This window comes from Streptomyces sp. NPDC126499 (assembly GCF_040302485.1).
In the GTDB taxonomy this organism is placed as follows: domain Bacteria; phylum Actinomycetota; class Actinomycetes; order Streptomycetales; family Streptomycetaceae; genus Streptomyces.
This window is the reverse complement of record NZ_JBEOUO010000011.1, coordinates 163572-180511: the sequence shown is the minus strand read 5'-3', so window position 1 is coordinate 180511 and position 16940 is coordinate 163572. Positions and strand designations below refer to the sequence as shown.

The 16940-nt window shown below is 75.3% G+C and carries 13 protein-coding genes and 1 pseudogene; 8 read left to right on the top strand and 6 right to left on the bottom strand.

Annotation, left to right across the window (positions count from 1 at the left end; all coding sequences use genetic code 11):
* Positions 1-106 precede the first annotated feature (106 nt).
* The 6 genes and pseudogenes from leuA (at position 107) to ABTZ91_RS18825 (ending at position 7268) form a co-directional block, all read left to right on the top strand.
* Positions 107-1879 carry a 2-isopropylmalate synthase gene (leuA, locus tag ABTZ91_RS18850; protein ID WP_352078289.1) on the top strand — a complete coding sequence of 591 codons (1773 nt, stop codon included), beginning with the start codon at positions 107-109 and terminating at the stop codon, positions 1877-1879.
* Positions 1774-2664, top strand: a pseudogene (locus ABTZ91_RS18845) (ABC transporter ATP-binding protein); the annotation flags it as partial. The gene leuA and the pseudogene ABTZ91_RS18845, both read left to right, overlap by 106 nt.
* Before the next feature lie 271 nt (positions 2665-2935).
* Positions 2936-3940 (top strand): alpha/beta hydrolase, encoded by a 1005-nt coding sequence (locus tag ABTZ91_RS18840; protein WP_352078288.1) that lies wholly within the window; start codon positions 2936-2938, stop codon positions 3938-3940.
* Positions 3933-5168 (top strand): acyltransferase, encoded by a 1236-nt coding sequence (locus ABTZ91_RS18835; RefSeq protein ID WP_352078287.1) that lies wholly within the window; start codon positions 3933-3935, stop codon positions 5166-5168. The genes ABTZ91_RS18840 and ABTZ91_RS18835 overlap by 8 nt, the downstream gene beginning before the upstream one ends.
* A gap of 49 nt (positions 5169-5217) precedes the next feature.
* On the top strand, positions 5218-6594 hold the full coding sequence (locus ABTZ91_RS18830) for a sensor histidine kinase (RefSeq protein ID WP_352078286.1): 1377 nt from the start codon (positions 5218-5220) through the stop codon (positions 6592-6594).
* Positions 6591-7268 (top strand): response regulator transcription factor, encoded by a 678-nt coding sequence (locus ABTZ91_RS18825; protein WP_352078285.1) that lies wholly within the window; start codon positions 6591-6593, stop codon positions 7266-7268. The genes ABTZ91_RS18830 and ABTZ91_RS18825 overlap by 4 nt, the downstream gene beginning before the upstream one ends.
* Before the next feature lie 89 nt (positions 7269-7357).
* On the opposite strand, the gene ABTZ91_RS18820 is transcribed toward ABTZ91_RS18825, so the two are convergent.
* Positions 7358-8170 (bottom strand): hypothetical protein, encoded by an 813-nt coding sequence (locus ABTZ91_RS18820; RefSeq protein WP_407077984.1) that lies wholly within the window; start codon positions 8168-8170, stop codon positions 7358-7360.
* A gap of 245 nt (positions 8171-8415) precedes the next feature.
* On the bottom strand, positions 8416-9708 hold the full coding sequence (locus ABTZ91_RS18815; protein WP_352078284.1) for a VWA domain-containing protein: 1293 nt from the start codon (positions 9706-9708) through the stop codon (positions 8416-8418).
* 179 nt (positions 9709-9887) lie between these two features.
* Here ABTZ91_RS18815 and ABTZ91_RS18810 point away from each other — a divergent pair, with 179 nt between their 5' ends.
* Entirely contained in the window at positions 9888-10559 is a 672-nt protein-coding gene (locus ABTZ91_RS18810; protein WP_352078283.1) for a GntR family transcriptional regulator, read from the top strand.
* Between the two features lie 306 nt (positions 10560-10865).
* On the opposite strand, the gene ABTZ91_RS18805 is transcribed toward ABTZ91_RS18810, so the two are convergent.
* The 3 genes from ABTZ91_RS18805 to ABTZ91_RS18795 form a co-directional block, all read right to left on the bottom strand.
* Complete coding sequence (locus ABTZ91_RS18805; RefSeq protein ID WP_352078282.1) at positions 10866-11864, bottom strand: alpha/beta hydrolase; 999 nt, start codon at positions 11862-11864, stop codon at positions 10866-10868.
* A gap of 59 nt (positions 11865-11923) precedes the next feature.
* Positions 11924-12724, bottom strand: coding sequence for an endonuclease (locus ABTZ91_RS18800; protein WP_352078281.1), 801 nt, complete (start codon positions 12722-12724; stop codon positions 11924-11926).
* Between the two features lie 240 nt (positions 12725-12964).
* Positions 12965-15664, bottom strand: coding sequence for an FAD/NAD(P)-binding protein (locus tag ABTZ91_RS18795; RefSeq protein WP_352078361.1), 2700 nt, complete (start codon positions 15662-15664; stop codon positions 12965-12967).
* Positions 15665-15904: 240 nt separating this feature from the next.
* Here ABTZ91_RS18795 and ABTZ91_RS18790 point away from each other — a divergent pair, with 240 nt between their 5' ends.
* Entirely contained in the window at positions 15905-16366 is a 462-nt protein-coding gene (locus ABTZ91_RS18790) for an Rrf2 family transcriptional regulator (RefSeq protein ID WP_352078280.1), read from the top strand.
* Positions 16367-16452: 86 nt separating this feature from the next.
* Here ABTZ91_RS18790 and ABTZ91_RS18785 read toward each other — a convergent pair whose 3' ends face one another.
* Positions 16453-16908 (bottom strand): Lrp/AsnC family transcriptional regulator, encoded by a 456-nt coding sequence (locus ABTZ91_RS18785; protein WP_352078279.1) that lies wholly within the window; start codon positions 16906-16908, stop codon positions 16453-16455.
* Between the last annotated feature and the right edge of the window lie 32 nt (positions 16909-16940).

Sequence of the window (16940 nt, the reverse complement as noted above, 5' to 3'; positions counted from 1 at the left end):
TGCTCCTTCTCGGGTGCCGCGGCGGGGCCTGGCGCGACCGGCGCCCCGCCGCGGGAGTCCGTCACGCCGCCGGTCGCCCCCGACCAGCACAAGGAGCCCCGACGCCATGACCCCCGCGTACCCCTGGAACCCGCAGCGGCCCGGCCCCATGCCGTACCACCGCTACCGCCCCTACCAGGAGCGGGTGCACGTCCCCGAGCCGCGCGAGCGCCGCTGGCCGTCCGCCCGCATCGAGCGCGCACCGCTCTGGGTCCCCGTCGACCTGCGCGACGGCAACCAGGCCCTCGCCGAACCCATGGACACCGCCCGCAAGCGCCGCTTCTTCGACCTGCTCGTACGGACCGGGTTCAAGGAGATCGAGGTCGGCTACCCCTCCGCCAGCCGCACCGACTTCGACTTCGTCCGCCACCTCGCCCACCTCACCGCCTCGGGCGCCGTCCCCGACGACATCACCCCCGTCGTCTTCACCCCCGCCCGCGCCGAACTCATCGAGCGGACCTTCCACTCCCTCGACGGACTGCCGAAGGCGGTCGTCCACCTCTACATCCCGACCTCACCCGTCTGGCGCGACACCGTCCTCGGCCGAGACCGCGCCCAGGTGCGGGCCGCCGTCGAGGAGGCCGCCACCCTCATGGCGAAGCTCGCCGACGCCCGGCCCGACAGCCACATCCGCTTCCAGTTCGCGCCCGAGACCTTCAACCTCACCGAACCCGACTTCGTCCTGGAACTGTGCGACGCCCTGACCGAGCTGTGGGACGCGAGCCCCGACCGGCCCGTCACCCACAACCTGCCCGCCACGGTCGAGATCGCCACCCCCAACGTGTACGCCGACCAGATCGAGTACATGCACCGGCACCTCGCCCGCCGCGACAGCGTCATCCTCTCCGTCCACCCGCACAACGACCGCGGCACCGGCGTCGCCTGCGCCGAACTCGCCGTCCTCGCCGGCGCCCAGCGCGTCGAAGGCTGCCTCTTCGGCAACGGCGAACGCACCGGCAACGTCGACCTCGTGACCCTGGCCCTCAACCTCCACGCCCAAGGCGTCGACTCCATGCTCGACCTGCGGGACATCGACTCCGTCCGGGCGGTCGTCGAGGACTGCAACCGCCTGCCCGTGCACCCCCGCCACCCCTACGCCGGCGACCTCGTCCACACCGCGTTCTCCGGCACCCACCAGGACGCCATCAGCAAGGGCCTCGCCCGGCACGCCGAGGACGCCGCCGACGCCGGACTCGACCCCGCGCTCGCCCCGTGGAACGTCCCCTACCTGCCCATCGACCCCGCCGACATCGGCCGCGGCTACGAGGCCGTCATCCGGGTCAACTCCCAGTCCGGCAAGGGCGGAGTGGCCTATCTGCTGCGCACCCACCACGGCCTCGACCTGCCCGAACGCCTGCGCCCCGAGTTCTCCGCCGTCGTCCAGCGGGCCACCGACACCCACGGCCGCGAAGCGACGCCCGACGAACTGCACACGCTGTTCCGCACCACCTACCTCGCCCCGGGCCAGGGCGAGGGTCCGGTGCGCATGGAGCAATGGAGCACGGCCCTCGCGGCGGACGGCACCACGCACCGCTTCGACTGCGTCCTGACCATCGGCGGGCACACCGCCGCCTACGAGGGGCACGGCAACGGGCCGCTCGCCGCGTGCGCCGACGCCCTCGACCGGGCCGGAATCACCGTCGACATCCTGGACTTCACCGAGCACGCCACCGGTCCCGGAGCCGACGGCGACGCCGTCGCCTACGCCGAATGCCGGGTCGGGGGACGGACCGTATGGGGCGCGGGCCGGGACACCTCCGTCCTCACCGCCTCCGTCCGGGCCGTCCTGTCGGCCGTCAACCGCGCCGACGCCCACCCCGAAGGAACCCCGGCCCCGTGAACCAGCCCGTCCTCACCGCGGACGCCGTCCACGTCGTCCGCGACGGAAACGCCCTCCTCGCCGACATCTCGCTCAGCGTCCGCCCCGGCGAGCACTGGGCGCTCCTCGGGCCGAACGGCGCCGGGAAGAGCACCCTGCTCAGCCTCCTCGGTGCCCAGCTCCACCCGACCCGCGGGCGGGTGGAGGTGCTCGGCCACCGGCTCGGGCGCACCGACCTGCGCGGCCTGCGCGCCCACGTCGGCCACGTCAACCCCCGCCACCCCCTGCGCTCGGCGCCCCGGCTGCGCGACGTCGTCCTCACCGGACTCACCAACTCCGTTGAGCGGCCGCCGCGTTGGGAGCCGACCTGGGAGGAAGGGGAGCGCGCCGACGAGCTGATCGCCACCCTCGGGCTCACCTCCCGGACCGAGGCCCGCTGGCCGACCCTCTCCCAGGGGGAGCGGGGCCGGGCCCTGATCGCCCGGGCCCTGATGCCCGCACCACGGCTGCTGCTCCTCGACGAGCCCGCGACCGGCCTCGACCTGCCGGGCCGGGAGCAGCTGCTCACCGCACTGGACGCGCTCGCCGCCGCCCACCCACGGCTCGCGACCGTCCTGGTCACCCACCACCTGGAGGAACTGCCCACCGCCACCAGCCACGCGCTGCTGCTCCGCGAGGGCCGGGCCCTCGCCCAGGGGTCCGTCGCCGAGGTCCTGTCCGGCGACCTGGTGGGCGCCTGCTTCGGGATGCCGCTGACGCTCTCCCGGACCGACGGCCGGTGGACCGTCCGCGCCGAGCGGACGGGGCCCGGCCCTTCCTTCCGCTCCGAGCGGGCGGAATTCGTCCGTGCCGAGCGGACCGGGGCCGGCCCTTCCTTCCGCTCCGAGCGGGCGGAAATCGTCCGCGCCCAGTGGACCGGGCCCGGCCCTTCCTTCCGCTCCGAGCGAGCGAAAACAGTGCCGGCTACTGGTGATACCTGAGAGCTACCCGCGCGCTTGGCTCCCCGGCGGGACGCCGACCACAGAGGCCGCTTCATACCTTCCGTAGCGGAACGAAACACCGTACGGAAGGACCCCCATGGCGCCCCTGCCGCGCGGCATCCGCCGCGCACCCGCCCTCGGCCGCATCCGCCGCACCCTGCTCGTCGCGCTCGTCACCGCCGCCGTGACGGTTCCGGTCGCCGGGGCCGCCCGCCCCGCGGACGTGCCGGCGCCCGCCCCGGCCGCCGCCGCACCGCTGACCTCCTCCGAACCGACGGCGCTCGCCGCGGAGCTGACGGCGCGGTACGCGGCCGGGCGGGCGGCGGTGCGGGCCGCCGAGCGGACGGCGGAGGCGTACGGGGCGCACCGGCGGGCGGCCTCGCTGCACCGGATGGCGGCTCCCGGGCGCCAGTTCCTCTCCTTCGACGGGCGTGACGGCGGCCGGAGCGCCGAGGTCGTCGGCGACCTGGCCCGCGCCGACCTGATCGCCGTCCTGGTCCCCGGCGCCGACACCGGGCTCGACGCGTACGACCGCTTCCACCGCGGGGCGACCGCCCTCCACGACACCGTCCGACGGCAGACCGGCCGCCGTGTCGCCGTCGTCGCCTGGCTCGGCTACCGCACGCCCGCCACCGGCAGCGCCGCCTCCCTCACCCCCGGCCGCGCCGCCCAGGCTGCGCCCCGACTCCGCGCCCTGGCCCGGGAGTTGATCCGGATCAGACCCGGCGCCCGGATCACCCTCCTCGGCCACTCCTACGGCTCCGTCGTCTGCGCCCACGCGGCGGCCGGCCTGCCCGTCGCCGCCGTCGTCCTCTACGGCAGCCCCGGGACCGGCTTCGACCGTGTCGCCGAGCTGCGCACCCGGGCCGCCGTGTGGGCCGGCCGCGCGGCCGACGACTGGGTCGGCTCCGTGCCCCCGGTGCGCGTCCCCCTGTTGCCCGGCACCGAACTCGGTTTCGGCACCGACCCCGTGGACCCGGCCTTCGGCGCCCGCACCTTCGCCGCGGGCGACGGCGGTCACAGCGACTACCTCGTCCCCGGTTCCGTACCGCTGCGGAACCTGGCCGCGATCACCGCCGGAAAGGAGCCGTCCCGTGCGTGAGCCGATCGCCCGCACCGCCGAACGGATCGCCGCCGCCACCCCGCAGGGACGCGACCGGGCCCTCGACGCCCTGCGCGCCCTCGCCATCCTCGGCGTGGTCCTCGGCCACTGGCTCGTCACCGCCCTCGTCGCCGACAGCGGCACCCTGCGCACCGAGAGCCCGCTCGGCCACCTGCCGGAACTCACCCCGGTCTCCTGGGTGTTCCAGACCCTCGCCGTCTTCTTCCTCGTCGGCGGTCACGTCGCCGCGCGCGGCCACGCCGCCGCCCGCGCCCGGGGCGAGAGCCACGTCCGGTGGATCGCCGACCGCCTGGGCCGGCTGTTCCGGCCGGTGATCCCGCTGCTCGCCCTCTGGCTCGCCGCGACGGCCGTGCTGCTCGGCTGCGGGGTGCCCTGGCAGACCCTTCGCACGCTCGGCACCCTCGTGCTGTCCCCGCTGTGGTTCCTGCTCGTCCTGGCCGCCCTCACCGCCGCCACGCCGTTCGTCGCCCGTGTCCACCCGCTGTGGCCGCTCGCCGTCGTCCTCCACGTCGACCTGCTCCGCTTCGGCTTCGACGGGCCCCCGTGGACGGGCTGGCTCAACCTGCCGGCCGGCTGGCTCGTCCCGTACTGCCTCGGCGCCCTGCTCGCCCGCCGCGGCCCGCTCACCCCGGCCACCGCCTGGGGCCTGCTGCTCGGCGGCGCGGCCGCGACCGGCCTCCTGGTGGCCTTCGCCGGCTACCCCGGCTCCATGGTCGGCGTGCCCGGCGCCCCCGTCTCCAACCTCAACCCGCCCACCCTCGCCGCCGTCACCTTCGGCCTCGCCCAGTGCGGGGCCGCGATCCTGCTCCTCGGACCGCTGCGCCGCGCCCTGCGCAGGCCGGTCGCCTGGGCGGCGGTGGTCGTGCTGAACCTCGGCGCCATGACCGTCTTCCTCTGGCACCAGACCGCGATGATCGCCGTCACCACCGGGGGACTGCTCGCCGCCGACCTCCTCGGCCACGGCCCGGTCACCGGACTCCACACCCTCCCCGACGGCGGCGCCTGGGTCCTCGCCCGGCTCGGCTGGCTCCCGGTCTTCGCCTGCGCGCTGCTCATCTGCGGCGCCGCCTTCCACACGTACGAACACAGCGGCCGCCGGGCCCGCCCCCGCGCCACTCTCGAACGCCCGACCCGCACGGCACACGACCGCACCGCCCGCACCCGCTGGGCGAGGCCCGGCGACGGGAAGGAGGCACGAGGTGCCTAGGCTGGGGCAGAACGAACGATCATGGGACGCGGACAGCGGGGGGTACAGGGTGGGGGACACGGCACGCCGGGAGAGCGCCCTGCGCGCGGCCCCCGGCATCCGGCGGGCCGCCCCTGCCGCCCTGCGCGCGGCCCCTGCCCTCCTGCGCGCGGCCCCCGCCGTCCTGCGGGCCGACCTGCACCCGGGCCGCCGTGACCCGCTGCCCCGCCACCGCCATCTCGGCCGGCTCGCCCACGGCCACATCGTGCTGGTCGCCGTCCTCCTCGGCATCTGGGACGCGAACCACTACGAGAACCTCATGCGGCCCGCCACCGGCACGGTGTCCCTGCTGGTCGTCCTCCAGAGCGCCGCGCCCGTCCTGGCCCTCACCCGGCCCGCCGCCGCCCTGTGGCTCTCCACCGCCGGGCTCGCCCTGACCGCGGCCCTGACCTCGGCGGTGTCTGGCGTCGCCTGGCCGTGGAGCGTGCCCGGCATCGCGCTGCACACCCTGGTGCTGCTCCTGCTCGCGCTGCGGGTGCGTCCCGCCGCCGCCGTCGCCGCCCTCGGACTCTCCCTGCTGACCGGGATCGGCGCCGTCGTCCCGCACGGCGTCCCGGCCCTGATCACCCTTCCGCAGGGTGCCGTCTTCTTCGCCACCGCGACCGCCCTCGGCTGCGCGCTGCGGGCCGCCCGCGTCTCCCGCACCCGGCTCGTCGAACAGGAAGAGCTCACCGCCGAGGAACGCGCCCGCCGCGCCCTGCTGGAGGAGCGCGGCCGGATCGCCCGCGAACTCCACGACGTCGTCGCCCACCACATGTCCGTCATCTCCATCCAGGCCCAGGTCGCCCCGCACCTGGTCGTAGACCCGTCACCGGAGCTCCGCGAGAACCTGGCCGGGATCCGGCAGAACGCCGTCGACGCCCTCACCGAACTCCGCCGCGTCCTCGGGGTCCTGCGCGGCGACGGCACGGAGGGCGACGCGGCCGCCGCCGTACGGCACGCCCCGCAGCCCGCCCTCGACCGCCTCGGCGAACTCCTCGACAACGTCCGCGCCGCCGGTCTCGACGTGACCGCCGCCACCCGTGGCGCGACCCGGCCGCTCTCGCCGGGCACCGAGCTCTCCGCGTACCGCATCGTCCAGGAGGCCCTGAGCAACGTCATGCGGCACGCTCCGGGCGCCCGCGCCACGGTGGAGACCCACTACCACCGCGGCGGACTGACCGTACGGATCACCAACACGGCCCCCGCACGGCCCGGCCGGCCCACGCCCGCCCGTACCGGTACCGGCGCGGGACAGGCCGGTCGCGAGCCAGGCCACGGACTGCTCGGCATGCGCGAACGCACCGCCATGCTGGGCGGCGAACTCGCCGCCGGCCCCACCCCCGACGGCGGCTGGGAGATCACCGCCACCCTGCCCGCACCCCTCGACCCCAAGGACGGTTCATGAGCGACGACATACGGGTTCTCATCGCCGACGACCAGAGCATGGTCCGGCAGGGGTTCACGGTCCTGCTGAACGCGGAACCCGGCATCCGCGTCGTCGGCCAGGCGGTCGACGGCGCCGAGGCGATCGCCCAGGCCGCCGAACTCCGCCCCGACGTCGTCCTGATGGACATCCGGATGCCCGGAACGGGCGGCATCGAGGCCACCCGGGTCCTGACCTCCCCGGCCGACTCCACCGTCCGGGTCCTCGTCCTCACCACCTTCGACCTCGACGAGTACGTGTACGAGGCGCTGCGCGCGGGCGCCGCGGGCTTCCTCCTCAAGGACGCCTCCGCCGAGGAACTCGCCCAGGCGGTACGGATCGTGGCGCGCGGCGACGCGCTTCTCGCGCCCAACGTCACCAAGCGGCTGATCGCCGAGTTCTCCCGGCTCAGCCCCGTGACCCCCCGCCCCCCGCTGAGGGACCGCGTCGGCGGCCTCACGGAACGCGAGACGGAGGTCCTCACGCTGATCGCGCACGGCCTGTCCAACGCGGAGATCGCGAGCCGGCTCGTGGTCGCCGAGCAGACCGTCAAGACCTATGTGGGCCGCATCCTCGCCAAACTCTCCCTGCGCGACCGCACCCAGGCCGCCGTCCACGCCTACGAGACGGGACTGGTCCGCCCCGGCGGCCGCTGACCCCGGTCGGCGACCGGCCGGCCCGCCCGGCAGGGCTCCGGCCCCCGCCGTCGGGGACGGCGGGGGCCGGAGCACCAGGGCAGCGCGCGTCAGACGGCGGGCGGCACCCGCGACGGGCGGCCCGAGCCGCGCGTCAGGACGTAGCCGCCGACACCCGCGAGGGCGGCGAGCACTCCGCCCGCGGCGGTCCAGACCCAGCGGTCGGACCACCAGCCGGACGCCCAGCCGTCCTCGGGTGCCCGGGCCTCCACCGTCTCCGGCGTCGTCGCGCCGGGCACCAGCGGCACGGCGAGCGCGCCGTCCGTGGCGTAGGCCCCGCCCGTGTCGTGCGAAGTCGCCGTCACCCGCGCCGAGAAGGGCTGGCCCGAGTCCTCCTCGGGCAGCCCGGTCACGGTGAGGCGGACGAAGTAGCTGCCCGGCAGCGGGTCGTTCGACCAGGTGTCCGCGGCCGCCCGGACCGGGCGCAGGGCGCAGGCCAGCTCCACCGTCGCGGCGTCCTTGGCCGCGACCCGGGACTGGGCGCCGTACGTGCACGGCTGCCGCCTGCGCAGCCCGTCGTACACGTCGATCCGCCAGGCGGAGGAGCCGTGCCGCAGCGCGGCCTCGGGCAGCGTGACGGTCGCGGAGACCGTCGGCCGCTGGCCGGCGTCGGCGGGGAACACCCAGTACAGGTAGTCGCCCGTGGACGCCTGCGCGGTGGCCTGCTGCCCCTGCCGGAAGAACGCGGCGGTACGGAAGGACGTGCCGGCCTCGGTCGGCCCCGCCTCCGCCGCGGCGCCGCCGGCGCTGCCGCTCGGCGTCGGGGTCGCGGAGTCCGCGAGGCCCGCCGGGGCGGCGGGCCCGAGCAGGGCGGCGCCCGCGAGCACCAGGCCCACGGTCAGCCGGCGCACGGCGCGCCGCACGCCGGGTACGAGGGCGCCCGGTGTGCGCGGGCCGGGTACCACCGTGCCCGGTACGAGCGTGTCCGGTATGGCGGTGCCCGGTGTGACCGTGCCAGGTGTGCGCGCGACCGGTGTGCCCGGTGTGCGCGGGGCCGACAGCGGCGTGGGCGACGCGGTCGTGCCCGTGCCCGTGATCGCGGTCGTGCTCGTCCTCGTGATCGCGGTCGCGGTCGCGGCGAGCCGGATCCGCTTCGGAAGGGTGCGCATCAGTGGGTCCTCCAGACGGCGACGCGCCAGCGGGACAGCCAGCCCCAGACCAGGCCGCCGAGGAAGCCGGCCAGGACCAGGGTGCCGAGCAGCCACCAGCCGCGGCCGAGGCCGAAGGAGGCGACGTCGGAGGCGGATCCCGGACCGTCGACGACGTCGATGGCGAGCTCGACCGGCATGCCCGGGGTGGTCTTGACGGACGGGGGAGCGGAGAAGGAGTTGCTGACCTGGAGGCAGACCGTCTCGGCGGCCGGCTTGGTGTCGTCGTCCAGGGCGTCCTCGTCCGCCCGTTTCGGGTAGCGCAGACCGGTCGAGATGACGTCGGTGCGCCCGTCGCCCGCCTCGGAGCCGCGGACGATCTCCCGCCCGTGCGTGGTGACGGCCCGCAGCAGCACGCCGTAGTCGTCGTTCACGGCGCGGTCGGCGGCGATGCTCACCGAGGCGCGCAGCTCCTGGCCGGGCAGCACGTCGACCCGGTACCAGCGGTGCCGGCCGATGACCTGACGGTCGGTGTACAGACCCGGCCGGAGGGTCGGGGCGTCGGCGCAGCGCTCGGCGCCGTCGGTGGCCACGGGCGTGACCACCGGGTCGGCGGCGCGGTCGACCAGTTGCCGCACCCGGCCGGACAGTTCCTTGGTGCGGTGCACGGAGGTGTAGGTGCCGCCGGTGGCCTCGGCGATGCACATCAGCTGACGGCGGGTCTTGACGTCCGGGACGAGCCCGAGGGTGTCGATGACGAGGTGGATGCCCTGGGCGGCGATGTCACGGGCCACCTGGCACGGGTCGAGCGGGGCGCAGGTGTCCTCGCCGTCCGTGATGAGCACGATCCGCTTGGTGGCCTCGCCGCCCTTGAGGTCCTCCGCGGCGCCCAGCAGGGCGGGGCCGATCGGGGTCCAGCCGGTGGGGGCGAGGGTGGCCACGGCGGCCTTGGCCTCGGTGCGGTCGAGCGGGCCGACCGGGTACAGCTGCCGGGTGTCCTTGCAGCCCCGCTTGCGGTCCTGGCCGGGATAGTCCGCGCCGAGGGTGCGGATGCCGAGCCGTACCTCCTGCGGCACCGCGTCCAGGACCTCGTTGAACGCCTGCTTGGCCGCGGCCATGCGGGACTGTCCGTCGATGTCGCGGGCCCGCATCGAGCCGCTGACGTCGAGCACCAGCTCGACCTTGGGGGACTCCTTCGCTGAGTCCGTGGCCGCCGGTCCGTCGTCGGCGGCGGCGCTGGTCGGGAGCAGCCCGACGGTCAGGGCGGCGAGCAGCGCGCAGGCCCCGGTCGCCAGCCGTTTTCTCGTGATCATCGGAGGATCGTAGGGATGATCGTCCGGCAATCCAAAACCGGGCGGGCCCCCGTCTCCTGATCGCGGGTCAGGGGAAAGGGCCGGAGACCGGGGCGGACGTGACGGGGGTCGCACCTCCCGGGACGGGGAGCCGCCGCCGCGGTGGCATACCGTGAGGTGAGCGATCACCGGGAGGACAGATGGCCGGGACACGGGAGGCCGACTCCGCCGCGCCCGCCCACACGGGAGGCTGGCTCCGCGACCGGGTCTGCGAGGGGCTGCGCGACCGCATCATCACCGGGCGCCTCAAGCCGGGCGACCGGCTGGTCGAGCGGGACGTCGCCGAGGACTTCGGCGTCTCCCGGGTCCCCGTGCGCGAGGCGATCCGCATCCTCATCGGCGAGGGCTTCCTGCACGCCGTCTCCCAGCGCCGGATCGTCGTCCGCGAGATGTCCCGGCAGGACGTGGAGAACCTCTTCGACATGCGCGAGGCCCTGGAGGTCCTCGCCGTCCGCCGCGCCTCCGAACGGCGGACCCCGGCCGAGCTGTCCACCCTCGCCCGGCTGCTGGAGGAGGCCCGCGCCGCCACCGACGCCGGCGGCCCCGAGCGGCTCTCGCGCGCCAACGCCGCCTTCCACGCCCAGATCGTCCGGATGTCCCGCAACGAACTCCTCGTCACCTCCCTCGAATCCCTGGAGGGCCGGCTCCGCTGGCTGTTCCAGCAGGTGGACGACCCGGAGCCGCTCTGGGACGAACACCGTCTGCTGTACGAGGCGATCGGCGCGGGCGCCGCCGACGCCGCCGCGAAACTCGCCCTGCACCACGTGCGGTACTACCGCGAGGTGGCGCTGCGGCTGCTCTTCGGCGCCTGAGGGGAGGACCGACGGGGCGAGCCGGTGCACCCGGGCCGGGGGCCGGGCGGGGACGGCTCAGCGGTGCTCAGGGGCGGCGAAGTCCGGCCGCCGGCCCGCGTCCTTCGCCGTACGCCGGTGCCGACCGCCGGCGCCCACGACCGGTGCCGACCGCCGGTGCCGACCACCTGTGGCGTCCACCAGTGCCGTACGCCGGAATGCCGCCCGCCCCGGTGATCCGCGCGCGTCACCCCGCCCGTACGGCTCCGGCCAGGCGTCCGTCTCCCCGCCCCGTGGTGCGCCCCCGAGGGCCCGGCCGACGGGCCCCTACCGCAGCAGGAACGCCTCCGCCGCCTTGGCGCCGCTCTCGCTGCGGCTCTGGGTGGAGTGGCCCACTCCGGGGAGGACGACCAGCTCGGCCTTCGGGGTCACGGCGGCCAGGTCACGGGCCCACCGCACCGGGGTCGACAGGTCGCGGTCGCCGGCGAGCAGCAGGACCGGCATGGTCAGGATGCGGCCGGGGGCCGGGCGGTGGGGGCGGGAGGACGGCCAGGGCAGACAGGTCCGCGGGATGCCCTGCGCGCCGGCCGTCTCCCGCTGGAAGGGCCACACCTGCGCCGGGGGGATCCGCTGCACGGCCTTGCGCAGGGCCCGTTCCCGGCCCTCGACGGGCGCGGCAGCGTCACCCCACGGCCACCGCGAGTCGGCGCACAGCGTCGCCGCGTGCAGCCCGGAGCTGAAGTCCGCCGGAGATTCGCCGGACGGGGCGGAGAAGCCGGCGACCAGAGCGTCGAGGCGTGCCGGGTCGCCCTCGGCGGAGGCGTGCAGGGCGTCGAGGATGCCGAAGCGGGGATCGTCGAGCTTCGGGTCGATGATCCCGGCGATGACGAGGAGGTGGAACACGCCGACGCCGTTGCCGTCCCGGCGCACCACCTTCGCGAGGTCGCGGGCCGGGTCGAAGCCGCAGTTCTGCTCCCGGCAGGCGGTGCGCAGCACCTCCCGGGAGTGGCCGAGGGCCGCCTCGTAGAGCACGCCGGCGCCGTCGAGCGGCACGACGGAGTCGAGGACGAGCCGGCGCACCCGCTGCGGACGGGTGAGCGCGTACTGCCCGGCGGTGAAGGTGCCGTACGAGACCCCGTCGAGGGTCCACGTGTCCACGCCGAGCGCGCGCCGCAGGTCCTCCAGGTCGGCCACGGTGTCGCCGGTGGTGGAGAAGTTCCGGTGCGGCCCGAGGTGTTCGGCGCAGGCCGTGACGGCCGCGGGCGACGGGGGGATGGTGTCGCTGCTGCCGACCTCCTTCTGGAGGGCGGGGCAGTGCTCGTGCACGGGCCGTGGGCCTGGCTCCCCGAGGCCACGGGGAGCCAGGCCCACGGCGCATGGTCGGGCTACCAGATTGCCTCGACCCACTCCGGGTGGTCGATGAACGGATTGCGGTTGCGCTGGTAGGTGTTGTAGATGACCTCGTTGCGCCGCTCCTCGAAGGCGCTCGGCGGGTCCTGCTGGTGCCACTGCTTGAGGATCGCGAGGCGGCCGTGGAAGGGGACGCTGCCGTTGGTGGTGGACTCGTTGGTCTCCAGGTCGGGCCAGGAGTCGTCGCCCTCGTAGCGGACGGCCATGTAGAGGATCATGCGGGCCACGTCGCCCTTGTCGGCGTCGCGCGGCTCGAAGGAGTTGCTGTCGGTGTAGCTGCCCGGCGCCCCGCTGACCGCGCCGCCGCCGTTGTCCCAGTCCTTGTTGCCCCGGGTGCTGTTGACCTGGACGTCGCACGCGCGCAGGTGGTGCAGGTCGGTGCCGGGACCGGCGGAGGTGCCGAAGCTGCCGTGGGACTGGGCCCACACGTGCTCGCGGTTCCAGTCGCCGACGTCACCGCCGCTGAGGCTCTTGCTGCGCGAGTAGCCGCTGTAGAGCAGCAGGACGTTGCTCGTGTTGTTCGGGTCCTGGTCGGTGACCTTCAGCGCGTTCCAGACCGCGTCGTACGAGATCTTGTTCTGGCTGCTGATGATGGTGTGCAGCGAGGACTTGAGGCTCGGGCCGGTCTTGCCGATGGCGTTCTTGTAGTACGTGCTGTCGTAGGCGTCGGTCGTGGCGCCGGCGGGAGTCGCGGTGACCGTAGGAAGGGTGAGGCCGACGAGGACGGCGGACATCGCCGCCCACGTCTTCCACTTGCCTCTCTGCGCAACGGACATGGGGGCCCTTTCCCGGGGACGGCACGCGCCGGATCACCGCCCGGGCTCAAGCGGGCGGTGATCTACGCGTGTTGAATCGGTGTCACCGGGAGAGTGGCACGGGCGAGGGGATTGTCGTGTAACGGTCAGAAGGCTTTTTCATGACGTTCTGACATACGGCACAACCCCAGGTCGGGCACCGGCACGACCCCAGGTCGGGCACCGGCACGACCCCGCGTCGGGCACCGGGACGACCCTCCGTCAGGCACCGAGACCGGCAAGGCGCCGCAGGTCCAGGGGCGAGTCACGGCGGTCCAGCCGCTCCTCCAGGAGGCGCCGGGCCCGGTCGCTGTGCCCCGCCTCCACCAGCGCGTACAACAGCGTCTCCTCGACGACCTCCCGCTGGGCCGCGCTGCCGCCCACCCGGCGCAGCGAGGGCAGCAGCGCACTCAGCCGCTCCGCCGCCGTCGCCCACTCCTCCTCCAGGACCGCCTCCAGGGCGTCGCACAGCGGCACCACGACCTCCCGCTGCACCGGATCCGCCCCGGCCGCGTGGACGCGCAGCCGGCGCAGGGCCGGCAGATCGCCCGCGGCGGTGAGCGCGAGGGCGCTGTGGAGCGCGGTGAACGCCGTCGACGGACGCTCGACCAGGTCCCGCTCGACCGCGTCGAGGACGCCGTCGACGGGCACCCGCCCGCTCCAGTTCCGGCACATGCGGGCCCGCCACAGCAGCGAACCGGAGTCGACCAGCGCCCGCACGCCGCCCACCTGGCCCGGGGCGAGCTGGGCGAACCAGCGGCGGCGCACGGCCTCGGCGTCGTCGAGGGCCAGCTCGTGCAGCGCCACGTGCCATGAGAAGTGCGCCCGGTGCACGGCGCCCCGGCCGTGCCCGCCGATCCAGCCGTCCAGCCACTCCCGGCCCACGCGGTGCGCCCCGGTCTCGTAGTGCACATGCGCCAGGGCGTGCACCGCGTGGCCGGAAGCGGGCTCCTCGGTGAGCGCCGCACGCGCCAGCTCGCCCGCCTCGTCGATCAGGCCCTGCTCCTGACGGACGAAGGCGAGGAGGGACGTGGGGAACCAGTGGCCGCCGTAGACGGGCGCGGTGCGCTCCACCAGCCGCAGGGCCAGCGTCCCGTCGAGGTCGCCCACCCCGGCGAAGGCGATCGTGGGAACGGCGATCCCGAGGGCGAACGCGTCCCCGGGGAAACGCTCCAGATGGCCGATCAGCGCCGTGTCACCGTCCGACACGCCCGAGGAAGCGCTGGAGGAGCCCGGTGCCCCGGGAGTCTCGTGGTCCCGGATGCGGCGCGTGACGACGTCGACGAAGGAACGCTCCCGCTCGTCCCCGCGCTCCCGCACACTCCGGTGGGCGTCCGCGAGCGCCCGGGCGACATCGACGTCCGCCCCGCCCTCGTGCCCGAGCAGGGCCAGCGCGGCGTGCCCGAGCGCGAAGCCCGGGTCGAGCTCCGTTGCCCGGGCGAACGCCTCGGCGGCCTTGGCCCGTACGGTCATCACCCGGCCGAGGCCCGAGCGGAAGGCCGCGGCCGCGGCCGCGTGCGTGGACAGCGGCAGCCCGAACTGGTCCGTGGGCCGCCGGCGCGCCGGCCGCGCGGTCGGGCCCAGCGGGGCGAGGAGGGCCTCGGCGACCTCCTTCGCCTGGACGCGGATCTCGGGGATCGCGGTCGTCTCCCACAATTCGCCCCGGCGCGGCGCGCCGAGGGTGAACAGCGGACGCCCGGCCTCTCCCCGCGCGTCCCTCAGCCGACCGCCGTCGGTGGCCACGCCGATGCCCAGCGGCCCCGGGACGGCCAGCCCGTCGGCGAGCAGACCGCTCCACAGCGGATCACCGCCGGCATCGGCCCGCAGCCCGGGACCCGTGCAGTCCACCACCCACGCCACCCGCAGCTCGCGGCCCCCCGAGAGCGCGACGGCGAGGCCGCCGTCCGCGGTCGGCGCCGCGCCGGTGACCCGGCCCGCGTGCACCCGCAGCCGGCGCGCCGCGCGTGCCCGGGCGACCGCCTCCGCCGTGGACGGGGCCATACGGTGCCGGTGGACGTTCCACGGCGTGGCGTCGCGGCCCAGGAACTCCGCCCGCTCGTCGTCGGTGAGCCCTTGCCACAGCTGCCCGATCCAGGGCCGCAGCCCGTCGAACGCGGGCCGCCAGTCGCCGTGCGCCCGGCGGGTCGCGGCGACGTACCGCAGCACCGCCCGGCGCAGCGCCGGGAACGGCAGCACCGCCAGCTCCGGCGGCGGCGGTACGGCAGGCAGCGGCGCCAGCGCGTGCGCCTGGGGCAGCAGCCCGGTGCGGGAGACGGCGTGCACGGTCCGGCCGGGCCGGTCCAGGACCAGGGCGAGGTCGACGGCGGTCAGACCGGTGCCCACGAGCAGCACGTCGTCCGACGGGCCCACGCCGGCGAGCGCTCCGGGCGCCCAGGGGCGGGCGACGAACCGGTCGGAGCCGGTGACCCCGTCCGGCGCCCAGTCGGCCCGGCCCGCCGCCGGCCCGGTGGCGAGCACCACGCCGTCCGCGGTGACCGTGCCGCCGTCGGCCAGCCGGAGCACCGGACGCCCCCCGGGCCCGTCGGCCAGACCCGTCGCGCGGGTGCGCAGCCGCCGTACGGACACCGTGCCGTGCGCCGCGATGATGGCGCGCCCGAGCGTGTCGGCGAGATAGGAGCCGTAACGGTGGCGGGGGGCGAAGTCCGAGTCGCGCACGGTCGGTTCGCCGTGCGCGCAGAGCCAGCGCCGGAAGTGGCCGGGGTCGTCCGGATAGCAGCTCATCTGGCCGACCGGCACGTTGAGCCGGTGCTCGGGGACCTCGGTGGCGTATGCGGTGCCCCGGCCCGCCTCGGGCGCCGGGTCGATGAGGACCAGGTCCAGCGGCGTACGCCGTCGGGTCGCCGTCTCGCACACCTGGACGGCGACGAGCGCGCCCGCCGCTCCCGCGCCGACCACGGCCACGGTCGGTCGGGCGGGGACGGACGGGCCGGTCTGCGGGGCTGCGGCGGACACCACGGGCACCTCCGGGGCGGGGTGGGTTCGGCTGGGCACGGGCACGGCACGGGCGTTGTTCACTATGTCGATGAACAAAATGAACGGGCAACGCCGGTTTTGGACAACAGTGCGGCGCCGGGGCGTCTCTGACGCCTCATCGGCTCCGGGGGTGCGCCGGGAGGGCGCCACTCGTGAGACATTGAGCCGGTGAGGATCTCCGCACGAACGGACTACGCCATCCGGGCCATGGCCGAGCTCGCCCGCTCCCCGGAAGGGCCGCTCAAGGCCGAGGACATCGCCGGACGCCAGGACATCCCGGTCCGCTTCCTCTTCGTCGTGCTCAGCGAACTGCGCCAGGCCCGTCTGGTGGCCAGCGTCCGCGGCCCCGAGGGCGGCTACTCGCTCACCCGGCCGCCGGACGCGATCACCCTCGCCGACGTCATCCGGGCCATGGACGGACCGCTCGTCAGCGTGCGGGACCTGAAACTGACGAGCCTCGCCTACCAGGGCGCGGCGGCCCCGCTGCCCGACGTGTGGCGTGCGGTGCGCACCAGCCTGCGCCAGGTCCTGGAGTCCACGACCCTCGCGGACCTGGCCGGCGGCGAGCTGCCCGAGGTGGTGCGGGAGCGCGCCCGCGCCTACCGGGACGACGTACGGACCTACCCGTAGCGGAGACCGGCCGGACTACCCGTGGCACGGGGTCCGGCCGGACCTGCCCCCCGTAGCGGAGGCCCGGCCGGACCGGATCGGGTGCGTCAGCGCTCGACCGGCAGTCCGCGGGGCTCCTTGACCCGCTTCATGATGATCTGCGAGTTGACCTCCGTGACCCCGGCCAGGGTCGTCAGGCGCTCGATCCACAACCGCTCGTACGCCGCGAGGTCGGCGACCGCGATGCGCAGCAGGCAGCCGGGGCTGCCGAAGAGGCGGTACGCCTCGATCACGTCCGGGATGTCCTGGAGGGCCTCCTCGAAGGCCTCCACCGTCTCCCGGTCCCGCTTCACCTCCACCGAGACCAGGACCTCGAAGCCCCGCCCGACCGCCTCCGGGTCGATGACGGCGCGATAGCCCTGGATCACCCCGTCCTGCTCCAGCTGGCGGACCCGCCGCAGGCAGGGGGAGGGGCTGAGGCCGACCCGCTGGGCCAGCTCCTGGTTGCTCAGCCGGCCGTCCTGCTGAAGCTCGCGCAAGATATGGAGATCGATTCGGTCCATGGCGCAATTATCTACCACGGAGTTCATGATTC

Excerpts from the sequence above, each read along its gene's own strand:
- leuA (WP_352078289.1), top strand. The coding sequence starts at position 107 with ATGACCCCCGCGTACCCCTGGAACCCGCAGCGGCCCGGCCCCATGCCG.
- ABTZ91_RS18840 (WP_352078288.1), top strand. The coding sequence starts at position 2,936 with ATGGCGCCCCTGCCGCGCGGCATCCGCCGCGCACCCGCCCTCGGCCGC.
- ABTZ91_RS18825 (WP_352078285.1), top strand. The coding sequence starts at position 6,591 with ATGAGCGACGACATACGGGTTCTCATCGCCGACGACCAGAGCATGGTC.
- ABTZ91_RS18815 (WP_352078284.1), bottom strand. The coding sequence starts at position 9,708 with ATGATCACGAGAAAACGGCTGGCGACCGGGGCCTGCGCGCTGCTCGCC.
- ABTZ91_RS18810 (WP_352078283.1), top strand. The coding sequence starts at position 9,888 with ATGGCCGGGACACGGGAGGCCGACTCCGCCGCGCCCGCCCACACGGGA.
- ABTZ91_RS18800 (WP_352078281.1), bottom strand. The coding sequence starts at position 12,724 with ATGTCCGTTGCGCAGAGAGGCAAGTGGAAGACGTGGGCGGCGATGTCC.
- ABTZ91_RS18785 (WP_352078279.1), bottom strand. The coding sequence starts at position 16,908 with ATGGACCGAATCGATCTCCATATCTTGCGCGAGCTTCAGCAGGACGGC.